Origin of the sequence: Lactococcus lactis, from assembly GCF_029023865.1 — a bacterium.
Taxonomy (GTDB): domain Bacteria; phylum Bacillota; class Bacilli; order Lactobacillales; family Streptococcaceae; genus Lactococcus; species Lactococcus lactis.
In genome coordinates, this window is record NZ_CP118969.1 from 1,159,205 (window position 1) to 1,174,720 (window position 15,516).

Genomic DNA, 15,516 nt, shown 5'->3' on the forward strand with positions numbered 1-15,516 from the left:
GACTAGCGTAAAAATGGAGTATAAGCTCCATTTTTTTGTTCCATAATATCACTCTGAGCACATACCTCATACCTTACAGAGATTTTTGGTATAATTTGTTTGAATATATGAGAAAGCGAAAAAATAATGGGAAATAAAACTGGCAAGATATTTTCGATTCTTAGAGAGGCGAAGCACTTAACACTTAGAGAAGTGACGGCAAATGAATTCTCTTTGGCTCAGGAATCAAAGTTTGAACGTGGAGAAACCTCACTCACGATTGATAAATTTTTACTTTTGCTCCAAAACACTCAACTCTCGTTAGATGAATTTCAAGATTTTTATGATAATTATTCCTTGTCTGAAAACTATACTTTTCATGATGAGCTTCGAGAAGCACATCGTATCAAAGACTTGAATCAAATCAAAAAATGGTTGCATTATTGGAAAGAGAAATCAGAAAAAAATTCGGATAAAAAATATTTCAAATTAAATTACATTGTATCTAAGGTATCACTCGCTTCTACTGCTGGTGGGAACCCCACCAAAGATGATATTGATGTTTTGATGAGTTATTTGGATTTAGTAGAACAGTGGGGGAGGTATGAAATTTGGGTGTTCAGTGTTTGTCAGCATTATCTTGACGATAATATGTTGGATTATTATGGTACAGAAATATTTGATAAGTCAAGTTACTATAAAAATGTTCACCAGAACCAACAAATGGTCATTCGGACAATGTTGAATCTTGCAGACACCTGGCTTAATCGAAAAAAATTAGAGAAGGCATTGGTTTGTCTTAATCGTGTTAAGACAATTGGAATACCGATTGAGTTTTTTGAAGAAGCCATTACATTAAGATATTTGGAAGGACATTATCTCCATCTATTGGAGGACCCAAAAGGGAAACTAATGATGCAAGATTGTGCTAAAGACATCGAAAAATATGGATATACTCAAGCAGCTCAGGAGCTTTATGAAGAGATTTACGATTTAGGAGAATTGTAATGTTTTCATATATTTAAAAGTTTAAAAAATATTTAAGATAAAATGATAAAATCTCGATAACTTAGTTTAGTTATTGAGATTTTATTTTAGGAGTACTCATGATGAAGTCAATGTTAATTTTTCCGCCAGGTTGGGATCCACGGGGGCCCTATTTATCTTTGCCTGTATTAAAAGCCTATCTTCAACAAAATAATCAAGAGGTTTTAATTCGTGATGAAAATGTTGAATTTTATGACTTTTTCTTCTCAGAACAGTTTTTCAAGCGGATGAGTAGAGAAACTTCAACTCTAAAAAAGAGTATTTATTTCAATTCAACATTACATATCCAAGAAGCAAAAGATGTAATACGCTCAAAAGATTCAAAGTCTTGGCAAAGAAAGTTTGCTTGGAATGTTTTATCCAATTTGAATTATCTTGCAGGAAAAGTTTATAAAGGATTCGAAATCGATTTTAACAGCATGCATTTCAAATATTCGCACGATTCCACTTCAGAGATAATGAAAGCATTATCAGATAGAGCAGCCAATCCACTCATTGAATATTTTGAAAAGGATTGTTCAACCATTGAAGAAATTAAAAATCAAGAGATTGAATATATTGGTTTCTCTGTCACAGGAAATACCCAACTCATTCCAACTTTAACAATGTGTAAGGCAATTAAAGAATTATGTCCAAGCGTAAAACACATTCAGTTAGGCGGTAATTTTATTACTCGTATTTCATCACTTATTGGTAATCTACATCCTTTTTGGAACTACATTGACTCTATGCTTCTTTATGATGGTGAAGAAAACTTATCATCTTTTTTACAGCAGTTGGAAAACAATAAAGATTACTCAAACATTCCTAATCTATATTATTTGGATGATCATAGAAATTTGAAACGAAATGAGATCGTAGAGTCTAAAACAATAAATAGCTTACCGCCAGATTTTGATGGATTTGATTTTTCCAAATACTTCACAGATAATCTATGGATTCCCATTTATACCTCAAGAGCTTGCGTAAATAAGTGTACCTTCTGTACAATTCCTAACGCTTCAGGGGGGAAATTTAGACATATGCCTGCTAAAAAAGTCGTAGAAAACATGGAAGTTGTGAAGGAAAAATACGGCATTTCTCATTTTTCATTTGTAGATGAAACATTTCTTATGCCTAAAATGAAGCAAATTGCAAAGTTATTGATTGACAATGAGCAGAAAGACATTTCATGGTATTGCGAAACCCGCTTTTCAAAGTTGCTTACCGCAGATACGACACAAATCTTGAGAAAAGGGGGATGTTCTAATATTCAATTTGGGCTTGAATCTTATAATCAAAGGGTACTGGACCTGATGGATAAAAATATTGATATTGCTTGGATTGAACCCAATATTATAAATTGTTTTGAAGCAGGAATTTCGGTTCACCTCTTTTTTATGACAGGATTTCCGACAGAAACCTTAGAAGAAGCAAAGAATACCTATCATTTTGCAAATGAAATGATTTTGAAATCCAAAAAGGATTATGGCCTTCCTTATTCTACAAAGGGATTTGGCACGTTTGGACTTGAAGTGGGCGCAGGCGTTTATGAGAAACCCGAAGTATTTAATATTGAAATTTTAGAACCAGCTGATGATGAAGATTTAAGGCTCTCTCGGGATTATAATATTCACGAAGGCTTGACATCAGATGAGGCCAAACAACTTGTGAGCACGATGCGTAGCTCTAAAATTTCTCTGCAAACCTCTTTTGATGCTCAACAATTTGATATTGAATTCCCTAAGTCTATTCTCCCATCAGAAATTGATTTAATCAACGAACGTGAAAAAAGGGCAGCAGAACGTTCTTATAAGGTTTATGGATTCTGTTTTGAGAATGAAAGTCTTAAAATAAATCGCTATGTTAGCTTGATTATAGATGAAGAAACGCAGATGACTCTTTTGTATAATGTTAAGCATGGAATATTTCTTTCTTATCCTACTTCAGATTTGCAGATAGGAAATGCTAAGATTACCTTTGCTTTAGATAATATTAAATCAGATTTAGCCTATTATGATTTTTTGGAACTTGAAAATTCACAAGAAAAATATTCTACTATGGATGAAATTTTTGAAGGAAAATATAAATTATGCCTGAACGATTATTTTTTTGAGCACTATAATTCAACGGATTTGTTGATATACAACAAGATGTTTAAGGAAGTGATACAGACTAATGTTTTGGGGCATGAGTTATTAAAATACTTCACGATTTCGCATAAGATTCAGGAATGGTATGCTGAGATAACACGCTCAGGCTTAAATTTACCTGTTGAAAAGTTAGAAAAACTGATCGTGGACGCTTTGGAATCAAAGGTATTGAAAGTCATGATATGAGGTTTATGTATAAATCCTCACCGGAGAAAAAATACAAATTTTAATAAAGGAGAGCGAAAAATGGATTTCGAAAAAATTAAATCACTTGCTGAAGTGATGGAAGTACAATCCACAAAAGATTCTGCTCAAGCAGTAGATTCTGAGATGAACACAAAGTATTGCTAATCTTTTGATAAGGGGAAAGTAATAGACTTTCTCTTTTTCTGGTCTTATTCAGATTTTAAGGAGTTGTCTTGTCTAAAATTAAATATTTGTTTATTTCTCGCTGCTTATCTGAGTTTGCAGGAGCAATATTACCCGTAGTATTCCCGTTATTCATTTTGAAAACAACCCATTCTTTAAGTCTTTCGGGTTTATTTTTTACGATTACAATGTTACCGAGTGTTTTGCTTACTCCAGCTATGGGAGTGTGGATTGAAAAATATGAAAAGAAGAAAGTAACATTCTTTTCAGTTTTGACTCTTGCAATCTTATGTAGTATTGAGTCTATGCTCTTAAAGTTTGGGCGTTATGACTTTATTTATCTTGTTTGTTTTGCAATCTTAGTTGCAATTTTTTCTATGATGCTTGATTTATCTTCAAAAGTTCTATTTACTGAACTTGTTGATGAATCAGAATTAGAAAAATATAATGGTATTAGAAGTATCTTAGATAACCTTTCTGTTTTCGGTGCACCGATGCTTGGAACCTTGGTGTATGGAGTGTTCGGTTTCTCAAGTGTTATTTTAATTTTAGCTATACTTTATGTTTTGGCAGCTGTGGTCATTGCGTTTATTCCATTGGAAAGTAAGAACGGAGGAAATGATCAAATTGTTGAAGAAAGTTTTGTCCAGAAATTTAGGATAGGTCTTCATTTTATTCGGACAGAAAAAGCGATATTAAAATATTTTTTGCTCATTATGGCACTTAACTTTTTTGTTGCTTCATCAGAAGAAGTGACGAACCCAGGGATTGCCATTCAAAAATATCATCTTCCAACTTCTATTTTTGGACTGGTGTCAATTGCCTTTTCAATAGGTGTAATATTATCAGGGATTTTCATTGCTAAAAACTCAAAAATTGAGTTCAGAAAGCATATTTCCAAACTCTTCGTGCTAAACAGTTTGGTCATGGTTTTAATTGGATTTTCATCAGTTTTTTTAATCTCTTTTAATGCTTTTGTTTTCTTTGGACTAATGCTTTTCTTTGAAGTGTTACTTGGGTTTATTACAATTTTAGTGAATGTACCAATGACGTCTTTTTTTCAGAGCCAAGTTCCCCTAAATATTCAAAGTCGATTTTTTGCTCTCCTTTCTTTTTCTGCAAATTTGATCGTCCCTCTTGGAATCCTGTACACAGGATTTTTAGCATCAGCTATTGGAGCCGATGTCACATATATCATCAATAATATTTTAGTTATAGTAATTGTATGTTTTGCATTTTGGAAAGAAATAGGAAGAGGCTTTCGTGCATTTCTGTTGAAAAAATGGAAAATGTCGAAATGATTGATAGGACAGAAGAGACCGTATGAAAAAAATAGTTAAAAATCTCCAAGTGATAGTCGCTCTAGTTTTTGCATTGTTGATGTTATCAGCTTGTTTCACCTCAAAGAGTGAACTGCCAAGAAATACGTCAAATGCACACTCAAATAAAGAGAACACAGTTACTGTAATAATTGAGGGAAAATCAAAGCGTTATCAAGTAAAAAAAGGCACTACCTTACTTTCATTTGCAATCTCTCAGTTGAATGCAAAAGAGCACGAGGGCTTTATTACCTCTGTCGGTAATTTAAGGCAGAATACAAAAGAATCAATTTATTTAATGTTTGATATAAATGGAAAAAGATCAGTGATTGGCGCAGAGGGCGTTAAAATAATAAATGGTGAAAAAATCAGATTTTATTTGGAAAAATACTAAATTGACAGTTCGTAAGCTTACGCTAATTGCGATGACAATAGCACTGTGCTCCGTAATTCGTTTTCCATTTTCATATCTGCCAAATATTACTCCTTTAACAACAATCTACTTACTCATTTGTTTAAACATTGGATTGAGCGAAGCAATTATTATTGCTGACATGACGATTATAGCAACATCCGTTTATCTAGGAATGGGCTACTGGGTAGTCGGTCAGTTACTAGCATATTCTCTAATAATTTTTTTATATTGGCTGTTTATAAAAATTGATATTATGAAGTTTTTAATTATGCAAGCAATATTATGCCTTATACTCGGGTTAATTTATGGAATTGTAATCTCAATGTTTGAGGTTTTTGTTTTACAAATTTCATCATTTGAAATTTATTATATTGCTGGTCTCCCCTTTGACTTGATGCATGGATTAGGGAATTTTCTATTTATGATATTGGTATTTAGACCAGCTCGAATTCTCAAGCGGCAATTCAATAGCTTAACAAGGTTTTACAACGATGATTCTGTTTGAAATTTGGTGTTACATACCTTTCCTTGTATTATTTTTTATGTAAAATAAAACCTCAAAACTGAGTTGTCAGAGAATAAAGACAGCAAAGTAAACACTCGTTATTTTGGGTTTAATTTATAGAGATAATAAAAGCACTTAATAAGTGCATTTTCCTATTTAAAAGATATATAATTTATTCTTTATTATTGACATACGGCTAACATTATCTTTGTGAATGTTGGTGAAATGAGACAAACGGCTCTACTGAGCTCTAAAGAGCAGTTGTTAAGTCGGTTAAGTTGAGTAAAATGGCAAGAGATTTTTATCTTGAAAATCAAACACAATGGCTCAAAATCCATTTAATAGTGGGACTTGGGTGGCAAAATCAACCATCACTAAAACGGATTCAATGAGAGAATAATTTTCGAAAACGAACGATGTTGTTTCATAATTAATTGCAGAACATGCAAATTTAACGAATCCGGTAGAATAATTAAAACTTTTAATCGTAAATATTTTTGTATTTTGCTATATTATGTTTTGAAAGAAATGTGCTACATAAGTATTAATAAAACAGTATTAATGAAATACTGTTTTGTTATTGTATTTGAAAATTATCAATTAATTTTATTAGAATAAATATAAAAAAGATTGAAAAGATGGAAATTACTGAATTGATACGTCATGATATTTTCGACTTATTTGAAAATGGATGTATTGAACAGATCTATTTTGGGAGTGATAAAAAATACTTTTATCCATATTATGGACGACTTAAAGAAATAGATTTCTTGAAAAGGATCTATCCTTTAGAAAATATGGTAACAACAGATGAAAGATTTAATAACGTAGATGAAGAGATGTGGCAACATACCATTAACAATGATACTTGGAATTTTGGGTGGGTTTTTAATGACTCTCGGTTTGACTTAATGGATGGCCCGGATTCTACCTTATTGGAATTCTTATGTGAGGTTTTCCATCCTATATCAATAACTCAGGGTTAACTGAAGAAAATGAACAAGCAGATAGAAATGGAACAATTAGTTTAGGAGATGTCATTCAGTTTGATTGAACCATATATTATACGTTAAAAAGTAAAAAAATAGGAGAAAAAAAGATTAAAATAATTACTGGTAGTTCTTGTTCAAGAAAAGATGTGTGTATTGTGGATAGGCTTTCTTTTGTTACTGCAATGGTGCGTGTCAAAGAAAAGGTTGAGAGTTGGTTTATTTAAATGGTATAGATAAGACAAATGCATTAAGAATTAATGAATCAATAACACTTATAAAAATAACATTAAATTTTGCTTAGATAAAATACATAAAGTATCCAATAAATTTTGATATAATTAGATAAATAATATTATTTTATGGAGATTATGGAGAAATATTTTATGTCACTTGCGACAATCTATAGTTTGATGGGAACACTAATAACGATTAACACATTGCTTGCCCTTGTGACAATTTTTCGGAAACCTAGGTCTATTGCCAGTATTTTTGCGTGGTCTATGTTCTTGTTCTTTTTACCAGGGGTTGGTTTCCTTGGCTATCTTTTTTTAGGAAGAGGGCTTGATCGAACAACAACAAATCGTTTTGAAGAAGAAAATAAATATAATCTATCTATTCTTGCCCAAAGGGTGCGTGAAAATAATGAAAAATTTGAGCCAAAAGAAATGGCACCCCATGAAAGATTACTGAAAAGGTATTTTAATAATATGGAACGTACACCACTTTGTCGTGGGAATAAAGTGAATTTTTATCTGAATGGAGAAGATAAATTTTCAGCCTTGTTTGATGACATAAAGAATGCTAAAGATAATATTCATGTAGAATACTATGCATTCTTTAATGACAAAATTGGAACTGCTTTTCGCGATAATCTAATTGAAAAAGCTAAAGAAGGGGTGGAAGTTAGAGTAGTTTACGATCCATGGGGAGGAAAAACGAGAAAGGATTTCTTTAAACCTTTGGAAGAGGCAGGAGGTAAGGTCACAGCCTTTATCACATCGCGTAATACACTAACAAAAACCCGACTTAACTATCATTTACATCGTAAAATTGTAGTGATAGATGGTCAAATTGGTTGGACTGGCGGTTTTAATGTTGGTGATCAATATATTTATAACAGTAAAAAGTTTGGCTTCTGGCGCGATACACACGGTAGAATTGTTGGTACAGCAGCTTTTGGTCTTCAAGAAACATTTATTCGAGATTGGAATGTTTCAGTCAGAGATCCTAAAGATAAGCTTGAAAGAGAAGATTCATATTTTGTGGTACCGGAAGAAGAAGGGAACATTGATATTCAGATTGTCGCTAACGGACCAGAGAGTGATAATAAAACCTTAAGAACAGGTTTTATTAAAATGATTATGGATGCGGAAGACTATATTTGGCTTCAATCGCCTTACTTGATACCTGATGACTCTATGATAACAGCGCTTGTAGCAGCGGCGAATTCTGGTGTTGATGTAAGAATTATGATTCCCAATATGCCAGATCATCCATTTATTTTTAGAGCAACACAATATTACGCAAATTATCTACATAAACACGGTGTGAAAATATACAATTATACAAATGGCTTCATACACTCTAAAACTCTTGTAATGGATGGAAAATTAGGCGTATTTGGTACAACTAATCAAGATATTCGCAGTTATGAATTAAATTTCGAGATAAGTGCCTTTTGTTATGATGAAACTGTAGCAAAAGAGATGAGCAGGACATTTGAGGGAGACTTAAGAAATTCAAAGCTACTTACAGATGAAGAAATTTCCCAACAATCTACTTGGCTTAAAATCAAGCAAAACTTTTCGAGATTACTTAGTCCGATATTATAAATGGTCCTATAGGTCTTAATAAGGATGAATTGACTCCTTTAAAATACATTAATATTGAAAAATAAAAATCACTTGAAAATTTTAGTGGTTTTTATTTTGGAGTAATTCTTCCTATATTCAACTGAAAGTTAATTGTTCAAGAGTAGAGTAATAGATGCTACAAATCATTCATACTCACTAAGACCTTGATTGTCTACTAAAAGTCAAAAGGTTTGCTGAACTTATGCGAGCATTTTTTATTAATATCAGACCAGAGGGTTAATCTCCAAAAGATAAATTTAGTAGAAAAACGTCTTTTAATGCATGTTTTTTTAGCCACTGCATGAGGCGACTTTTTTACTTGTCTGATATTGAACAAATAAAAATCTTTTATAATCAATAGATAATTTAAAAGCTAAAAAGTTATTAGAATTATTAGCCTTCTAATAACTTTTTTGATAAAATAATTTTTCAAATACTTTCAAAAATGTAAGAAAAAAAGGTAAAATTTTAGATATAATAATAATTAAAGAAATTAGTTTAGGAGGAAAAGCAGATATTGAATAAAGTAAACATGACCGAAGGACTGTCAAATGCAGAAGTCGAAGAACAAAAAAGACTTGGAAATTTGAATATCATGACGGTTAAAGTTGGGAATTCAAATAAAAATATTATCATTAAAAATTCAATGACCTTATTTAATTTACTCAATCTAGTACTTGCGGTTGTGTTATTTATCATTGGTTCTTATAAAAATATGCTGTTTATTTTCTCAATTATTTCTAATACCTCAATTGGCATCTATCAAGAAATTAAAGCCAAAAGAATTATTGAAAAACTTTCTTTTCTAAAACAAGATAAAGTAGAAGTGATAAGAGCAGGTGAACAAGTAAGTATTGAAAAAGAAGAGCTTGTTTTAAAGGATATTATTTGTCTGAAAAAAGGGGTTCAGGTTCCGGTTGATGCGATATGTTTGGAAGAAGGACTAGATGTTGATGAATCCATGATTACCGGAGAATCTGATTTTATCGAAAAACATGTTGGTGATTTCATCTATTCAGGTAGTCTTGTCATGCAAGGTGCTTCAAAAGCACAAGTTCAGGCAGTCGGGAATCATACATTTATCAGTAAACTCACAAAAGAAGCTTCAGTTTTAAAAAAATCAAAATCAAAAATTCAACAACAAATTGATAAAATTTTAAAAATTATCGCAATAGGAATTATTCCTATTTCAATTCTTGTTTTGCTGAACCAGTTCGTCTTTTCATCATTAAACTTATCAGTGATTCCTCAAAGAAAGATGGCGATTGTTGGAACAGCAACAACGATTACAAGTTTAATTCCTGAAGGATTAGTCTTGCTTACATCAGTTGCTTTGGCCTTAGGTGTCATTAAACTTTCACAAATGGATGTTTTGACTCAAGAATTATCAGCAATTGAAACATTGGCTAGGGTTGACGTTTTATGTTTAGATAAAACGGGAACAATTACTGAAGGACAAATGAATGTTGAAAATGTTCTATACTATAATGATAAAGCTGAAACAAATGATATCATTTCATATATTATCTCCTTAGATAAAGAACAAAATTCCTCAATGGAGGCTTTGACAAAATATTTTACTAGTGGTCAACAAAATACCTTTGAATTAGTTTCATACCAACCTTTTAGCTCAGAAACTAAATATCAATCTGTAGAAATTAAAAATAAAGGAAATTATATTTTAGGAGCTTTTGATTTAGTAGCGAAAGAGGTTACCTCTAAACAAAAAGCTGATATTGAGGAAGCCTTGGAAAAAGGTTATAGAATTCTCGCTCTCTCTCATAATGTTTTGGGAGAAAAAAGCCAACTTCTTTGTCTTATTTTCTTAAAAGATAGACCTAAAAAAGAAGCTAAAAAAATATTAGAATACTTTGAAAAACAAGGGACTCAGATTAAAATTATTTCGGGTGACCATCCAAAAACGGTCTCACTTATTGCAAAAGAGGTCGGTTTAGAAGCGGATTATATTGGTCTATCAGAACTTCCTGAAAGTGAAAAAGAACTACAGGAAGTGGTAGAAGAAAGGACAATATTCGGTCGCATAACTCCAGAAAGAAAACGTGATATCATTGCTGCCTTACAAGCAAATGGTCATACTGTGGGAATGATTGGTGATGGAATTAATGATATTCTTGCCCTTAAAAAATCAGATTGTCCAATTGCCTTAGGAAGCGGTAATGAAGCTACAAAGTCAGTTGCTCAATTTATTCTATTGAAAAATGATTTCTCTGTTCTTCCAAATATTCTCAAAGAGGGAAGAAAGGTAATTAATAATATTACACGTGTCGCTAGTATGAATCTTCTAAGAGTGATATACATCTTTACCTTAACAGTTCTATTGTTAATTACACGTCATCTCTCCCCATTAGAATCAATAAATTTAATGATGATGGGTATCTTTACCGTCGGAATTCCTAGTGCTCTACTTGTGCTAGAAAAAGATGAAAAAAGAAATGAAGATGATATTCTCCAAAAAATTAGAGACGACGCTCTCCCTACGGGAATTATTATTGGGATTGCTATATTTGTAATGTTCAGCTTGGCCTATAAATTCCCAATCTATACGACATTTACTGATGGACACTTTGTGACTCATTATAAGGAGTTTATCAGTGATGTAACTTTGGTTATTGGTAGTGTTCAACTCTTTTCACTCTATCTCTTATGCCGTCCGTTAAGCCGCTTTAGAGCTATTGTTATTGTCGGAATGACAGCACTCTTTTATGGAACTTACTTTATTTCACCAGTAACTAAATTTTTAGGAATTGCACCTTTCAAAAGTTTCAGATTTGTTATACCAACAATTATCTGTATCTTAATGATTCTTATGGTTAGAGCTTTATTCTCTAAAAATATAAAGAGAAAAACAAAGAAAATTGCGATACTTCTTGTAGGTTTAGCCTTAATCAGTGGATTTTCATTTACCAAATTAAAACAGTATAATGCAAAAGCAGCGATTGAAAGACCTCAATATAAGAAGATATTAGTCGATAATTGGGAAAGATCTCAGGTTAATAAAGAAAATGTAAACGAGAGATAAGCATAAAAAAAAGACACCATCCTTTTTGGAGGTATCTTTTTTTATTCTGATGAATGGTCTACTATTTTTCACCAATTGCTTTTATAAATCGTGTGGCAATCTCAAAAGGTCTGGTTATTGCTCCCCCGATAACCATGGCATCAACACCGATATCATAAATGCGTTTGGCTTGTTCTGGACTATGAATTCTTCCCTCTGCAATGACTGGAATCTTCTCCTCAACTAGTTTTTCAAGTAAGGCAAAATCAGGTTCATCTTGTTTTGGACTTTCATCTGTATAACCACTAAGCGTTGTACCAACAAAATCTACCCCAGCTTCATATGCATTTTTACATTCTTCAAAGGTTGAACAATCTGCCATCAAAAGTTGGTTTGGGTATTTTTCTTTGATTGATTTGATAAATTCATTAATAGTTAGGCCATCATAACGTTCTCTAGAGGTACAATCCAAGGCGATTACTTCACAAGAAGTGGCTACTAACTCATCAATTTCTTTCATGGTAGCAGTAATAAAAGGTTTTTGTGGTGGATAATCTCTTTTAATAATACCAATTATTGGTAAATCAACTATTTTTTGAATTTCTTTAATATCTCTTACAGAATTTGCCCTAATTCCAACGGCTCCCGCTTGTGCAGCTGCTTTAGCCATCAAAGGCATTATACCACCTTTTTCAGAATATAAAGCTTCACCAGGTAAAGCCTGACAGGATACAATAATACCATTTTTTACTTTGTCTAAAAATACTTCTTTTTTCACCGTTTATTTATCCTCCAATTTAAGGTATAATGGAGAAATTCTCCAATAACTAATATAGCATGCGCTTACATTTTTGTCAACTTTTTCTAATTCATTATAAAAAATATAAAAAAATAGTAAAATAAAGAAAAAGCTAACTACATTTACCAAAGGGATATTATGAAAATTGAACAAGTCATTGAAGAAAAATATAAAACTCTTACCAAATCTGAGAAAAAAATTGCTAACTACGTATTAGAGTCACCTAATCATATTATTTATGGAACGATGAATGATATTAAAAGTGAGATTCATGTAGGGGATGCGACAATTATCAGATTCTGTCAAAAATTAGGTTTTTCAGGATTCTCAGATTTAAAAATTGAGATAGCAAAAGAAGACTATTCTCAAAAAGAATCTCAGGCTAAAGATAGTGAGCTATTCTTTGACGAAAAAGAGAGAAAAATTGTCAACAGTCTAGAAACAACAAAAAGAAAATTGTCTATAGAACTATTGGAGAGGAGTTCTGCATTACTCTCAAATGCCTCAGCAATTTATATTTTTGGTGTTGGCTTAAGCGGAAATACGGCAAAAGATTTGGAGGCAATGTTCTTACGGATTGGTATTCAAGCTAAAGCAATTAGTGATACTCACTTTCAGGCGCAAACGGCCGCTATTCTAAAAAACACTGATTTGGTTATTGGAATTTCTTTATCAGGAAGGACTTTAGATTTATATGAATCGCTTAAAATCGCTAAAGGACATACAGCTAAAATCCTTTCAATAACCAGTAATTTAGTGTCTCCAATTGCTCAGCTTTCAGACATTGTGCTACAAACAACAGCTGAAGAATTTTTTGATGGTGGTTCTTTATCTGGTAAAATATCACAGTTATATATTTGTGAACTCCTAGTAAGACATCACGAAAAGATTTTTGAAAATGAGGCTTTAAAAAGTCGTGAAGAAATTATCAGAGCGGTTATTAGTAAATCAATAGATTAATTATTTGGTGATTAGTAATCTCGCGTAAAAAATTCAGCTTTATATTTACCTATCTACTGTTTAAATTTGATTTTCTTTCACCGTGATGAAGATATTAAAGAAATTAAAAAGTGGCTTAGGCTGGTTGAAAGTGGACTGAAGAAAGAAATTAAATGATTTTAAAGAGTAAAGATGGAAAATATATTCCATCTTATTTAAATTAATAAGCAAATGATAAATATTTAAGTTTTTGACGATCTTATGCTATGATATTTATTGAATAAAAAGAATAAGGAGTATTGTTTCAATGGCGAAATCAAAAAAAGAAATTGAAAAAATAATTTTAGAACAAACTAATTTTGTTCCACGTAATGAAAAAGGACAAGAAATTTATATTTCACTGAAATCTAAAAAAAATGGCAAAAAAAATATGAAACATAATGAAAAATTTGCTAAAAGTGCAGAATTTGATAAATTAGTAAAACTTTTTGGAGAAAATAAAGTGAAACTCATTCATGCAAGTGCTCAGCGTAGAATAGAGATTTTGCGTTAATATAAATTCATAATAAAGACTACACTTTCTTTATTAGATAAATTAGAACTACTTACCTTGTGAGTGGCTTTTTTATTGTCGAAAAATATTTGACTACACTTTTAACTACATTTTAGGTGAAAGAATCCGGGAATTATGGAGTATATTTTTTCAAAAATTTAAATACTCTTCATTTATAGGAACCAAATGATAATATGTGTTATAATATGGACATGACAAATTTCAAGAAAAACGATATATTTGAAGCAGAAGTCCTTGACTTAACACATGAAGGACAAGGGGTTGTTAAAATCGACTCTTTCCCTTTCTTTGTGGATAATGCTTTACCTGGGGAACGTATCAAAATGCATGTGCTTAAGGTTGGAAAATCTTTTGGATTTGGGCGTGTGGATGAATTTATAAGTCAGAGTAAACATCGTGTTACTCAGCTTAACCTTGATTATTTGCGCACCGGAATCGCAGATTTTGGTCATCTATCTTATGATGAACAAGTGAAATTTAAACATAAGCAAGTAGTAGATATTTTGAGAAAAACAGCTGGTAAATCTGATTATCCAGTTTTACCAGTAGTTGAAGCAATTAAAACAATTAATTATCGAAATAAAGCACAAATTCCTGTCCAAATGATTGACGGGCTTTTAACTACAGGATTTTATCGAAAGAATTCTCATACTTTGATTCCTGTGGAAGATTTTTATATTCAACATCCTGAGATTGACGCTGTGGTTCTTTTTTTGCGCGATGAGTTTCGAAAGATTAATTTACAAGCTTATGATGAGAAAACAAGAAAAGGTTGGTTGCGAAATATTGTTGTCCGTCGAGCATTTCACACGGGTGAAATGATGATTACTTTAGTCGTTACAAGTAAAAAACTTCCAGAAAAGGTTGAACTTGTGATTGATCATTTGGTTGAACGTTTTACAAATATAAAATCTGTTCAATTAAATATTAATTCTGGAACAGGTTCATTTATTTTAGGAAAAGAATTTATTTTATTATACGGCAAAGATTTCATCACAGATTTGATGCTAGATAAAACTTATCAAATTTCGGCTCCTGCCTTTTATCAAGTTAACACACCTCAAGCTGAAAAGCTTTATGAAACTGCCTATGAATTTGCGGGTTTAAAACCAGGTGATGTTGTTATTGATGCATACTCTGGAATTGGAACAATTGGAATTAGTATGGCTGATAGAGTTGCAAAAGTCTATGGCATGGAAGTTGTTCCAGCAGCCGTTGAAAATGCTAAACGTAATGCTCAATTAAATGAACTTGAAAATACACATTATGAGGTTGGAACTGCTGAAAAAATCATGCCTAAATGGCTTTCAGAAGGAATAAAACCCGATGTCATTTTTGTTGATCCACCAAGAAAAGGGTTGGATGAAGGCTTTATTAAAGCAGCAGCAATGATGAATCCTCGACGTATTGTTTATATTTCTTGTAATCCAGCAACTTTTGCTCGTGATGTTGTTCGCTTTGAAGCTGAGGGGTATTTGCTGGATAAAGTTCAACCAGTTGATTTATTCCCACAAACGCATCATATTGAATTAGTTGCTAGTTTTAATAAAAAATAAAAGAGGATAATAAATCCT

12 protein-coding genes are annotated in these 15,516 nt (G+C 31.9%); 11 read left to right on the forward strand and 1 reads right to left on the reverse strand.

Translation table 11 applies throughout. The annotated features are described in order from the left end of the window. Window positions 1-126: 126 nt before the first annotated feature. From PYW37_RS05915 to PYW37_RS05950, 8 genes are all read left to right on the forward strand, one after another. Window positions 127-987 carry an Rgg/GadR/MutR family transcriptional regulator gene (locus PYW37_RS05915; protein ID WP_023189298.1) on the forward strand — a complete coding sequence of 287 codons (861 nt, stop codon included), beginning with the start codon at window positions 127-129 and terminating at the stop codon, window positions 985-987. Between the two features lie 98 nt (window positions 988-1,085). Continuing rightward, a complete protein-coding gene (locus tag PYW37_RS05920) occupies window positions 1,086-3,344 on the forward strand; it encodes a B12-binding domain-containing radical SAM protein (protein WP_025017054.1) in 2,259 nt (752 codons plus the stop codon). 233 nt (window positions 3,345-3,577) lie between these two features. Further along, a complete protein-coding gene (locus PYW37_RS05925) occupies window positions 3,578-4,828 on the forward strand; it encodes an MFS transporter (protein WP_021721826.1) in 1,251 nt (416 codons plus the stop codon). A 22-nt stretch (window positions 4,829-4,850) separates the two neighbouring features. Continuing rightward, window positions 4,851-5,240, forward strand: a complete 390-nt coding sequence (locus tag PYW37_RS05930) for a DUF4430 domain-containing protein (RefSeq protein WP_025017053.1) — start codon at window positions 4,851-4,853, stop codon at window positions 5,238-5,240. Then, window positions 5,203-5,766: a hypothetical protein gene (locus PYW37_RS05935; protein WP_010905797.1), complete on the forward strand. Its 564-nt coding sequence runs from the start codon at window positions 5,203-5,205 to the stop codon at window positions 5,764-5,766. Before PYW37_RS05930 ends, PYW37_RS05935 begins: the two co-directional genes overlap by 38 nt. 638 nt (window positions 5,767-6,404) lie before the next feature. Then, entirely contained in the window at window positions 6,405-6,752 is a 348-nt protein-coding gene (locus PYW37_RS05940; RefSeq protein ID WP_003130146.1) for an AbiJ-related protein, read from the forward strand. 389 nt (window positions 6,753-7,141) lie between these two features. Beyond that, window positions 7,142-8,590, forward strand: a complete 1,449-nt coding sequence (gene cls / locus PYW37_RS05945) for a cardiolipin synthase (protein WP_023189295.1) — start codon at window positions 7,142-7,144, stop codon at window positions 8,588-8,590. A 553-nt stretch (window positions 8,591-9,143) separates the two neighbouring features. Then, window positions 9,144-11,651 (forward strand): HAD-IC family P-type ATPase, encoded by a 2,508-nt coding sequence (locus tag PYW37_RS05950; protein WP_044009681.1) that lies wholly within the window; start codon window positions 9,144-9,146, stop codon window positions 11,649-11,651. A 61-nt stretch (window positions 11,652-11,712) separates the two neighbouring features. On the opposite strand, the gene PYW37_RS05955 is transcribed toward PYW37_RS05950, so the two are convergent. After that, on the reverse strand, window positions 11,713-12,408 hold the full coding sequence (locus PYW37_RS05955) for an N-acetylmannosamine-6-phosphate 2-epimerase (protein ID WP_025017051.1): 696 nt from the start codon (window positions 12,406-12,408) through the stop codon (window positions 11,713-11,715). A gap of 159 nt (window positions 12,409-12,567) precedes the next feature. Between PYW37_RS05955 and PYW37_RS05960 the strand changes: the two genes are divergently transcribed. The 3 genes from PYW37_RS05960 (at window position 12,568) to rlmD (ending at window position 15,498) form a co-directional block, all read left to right on the forward strand. Next, entirely contained in the window at window positions 12,568-13,389 is an 822-nt protein-coding gene (locus PYW37_RS05960) for a MurR/RpiR family transcriptional regulator (protein WP_003130139.1), read from the forward strand. Between the two features lie 286 nt (window positions 13,390-13,675). Next, window positions 13,676-13,921, forward strand: coding sequence for a hypothetical protein (locus tag PYW37_RS05965; RefSeq protein ID WP_003130138.1), 246 nt, complete (start codon window positions 13,676-13,678; stop codon window positions 13,919-13,921). Between the two features lie 206 nt (window positions 13,922-14,127). Beyond that, window positions 14,128-15,498, forward strand: coding sequence for a 23S rRNA (uracil(1939)-C(5))-methyltransferase RlmD (rlmD, locus tag PYW37_RS05970; RefSeq protein WP_032943539.1), 1,371 nt, complete (start codon window positions 14,128-14,130; stop codon window positions 15,496-15,498). Window positions 15,499-15,516: the final 18 nt, after the last annotated feature.

Bases quoted from the DNA above. Each gene is read 5' to 3' on its own strand.
- PYW37_RS05915 (WP_023189298.1), top strand. From the start codon at position 127: ATGGGAAATAAAACTGGCAAGATATTTTCGATTCTTAGAGAGGCGAAG.
- PYW37_RS05920 (WP_025017054.1), top strand. From the start codon at position 1,086: ATGATGAAGTCAATGTTAATTTTTCCGCCAGGTTGGGATCCACGGGGG.
- PYW37_RS05930 (WP_025017053.1), top strand. From the start codon at position 4,851: ATGAAAAAAATAGTTAAAAATCTCCAAGTGATAGTCGCTCTAGTTTTT.
- PYW37_RS05935 (WP_010905797.1), top strand. From the start codon at position 5,203: ATGGTGAAAAAATCAGATTTTATTTGGAAAAATACTAAATTGACAGTT.
- PYW37_RS05940 (WP_003130146.1), top strand. From the start codon at position 6,405: ATGGAAATTACTGAATTGATACGTCATGATATTTTCGACTTATTTGAA.
- cls (WP_023189295.1), top strand. From the start codon at position 7,142: ATGTCACTTGCGACAATCTATAGTTTGATGGGAACACTAATAACGATT.
- PYW37_RS05950 (WP_044009681.1), top strand. From the start codon at position 9,144: ATGACCGAAGGACTGTCAAATGCAGAAGTCGAAGAACAAAAAAGACTT.
- PYW37_RS05960 (WP_003130139.1), top strand. From the start codon at position 12,568: ATGAAAATTGAACAAGTCATTGAAGAAAAATATAAAACTCTTACCAAA.
- PYW37_RS05965 (WP_003130138.1), top strand. From the start codon at position 13,676: ATGGCGAAATCAAAAAAAGAAATTGAAAAAATAATTTTAGAACAAACT.
- rlmD (WP_032943539.1), top strand. From the start codon at position 14,128: ATGGACATGACAAATTTCAAGAAAAACGATATATTTGAAGCAGAAGTC.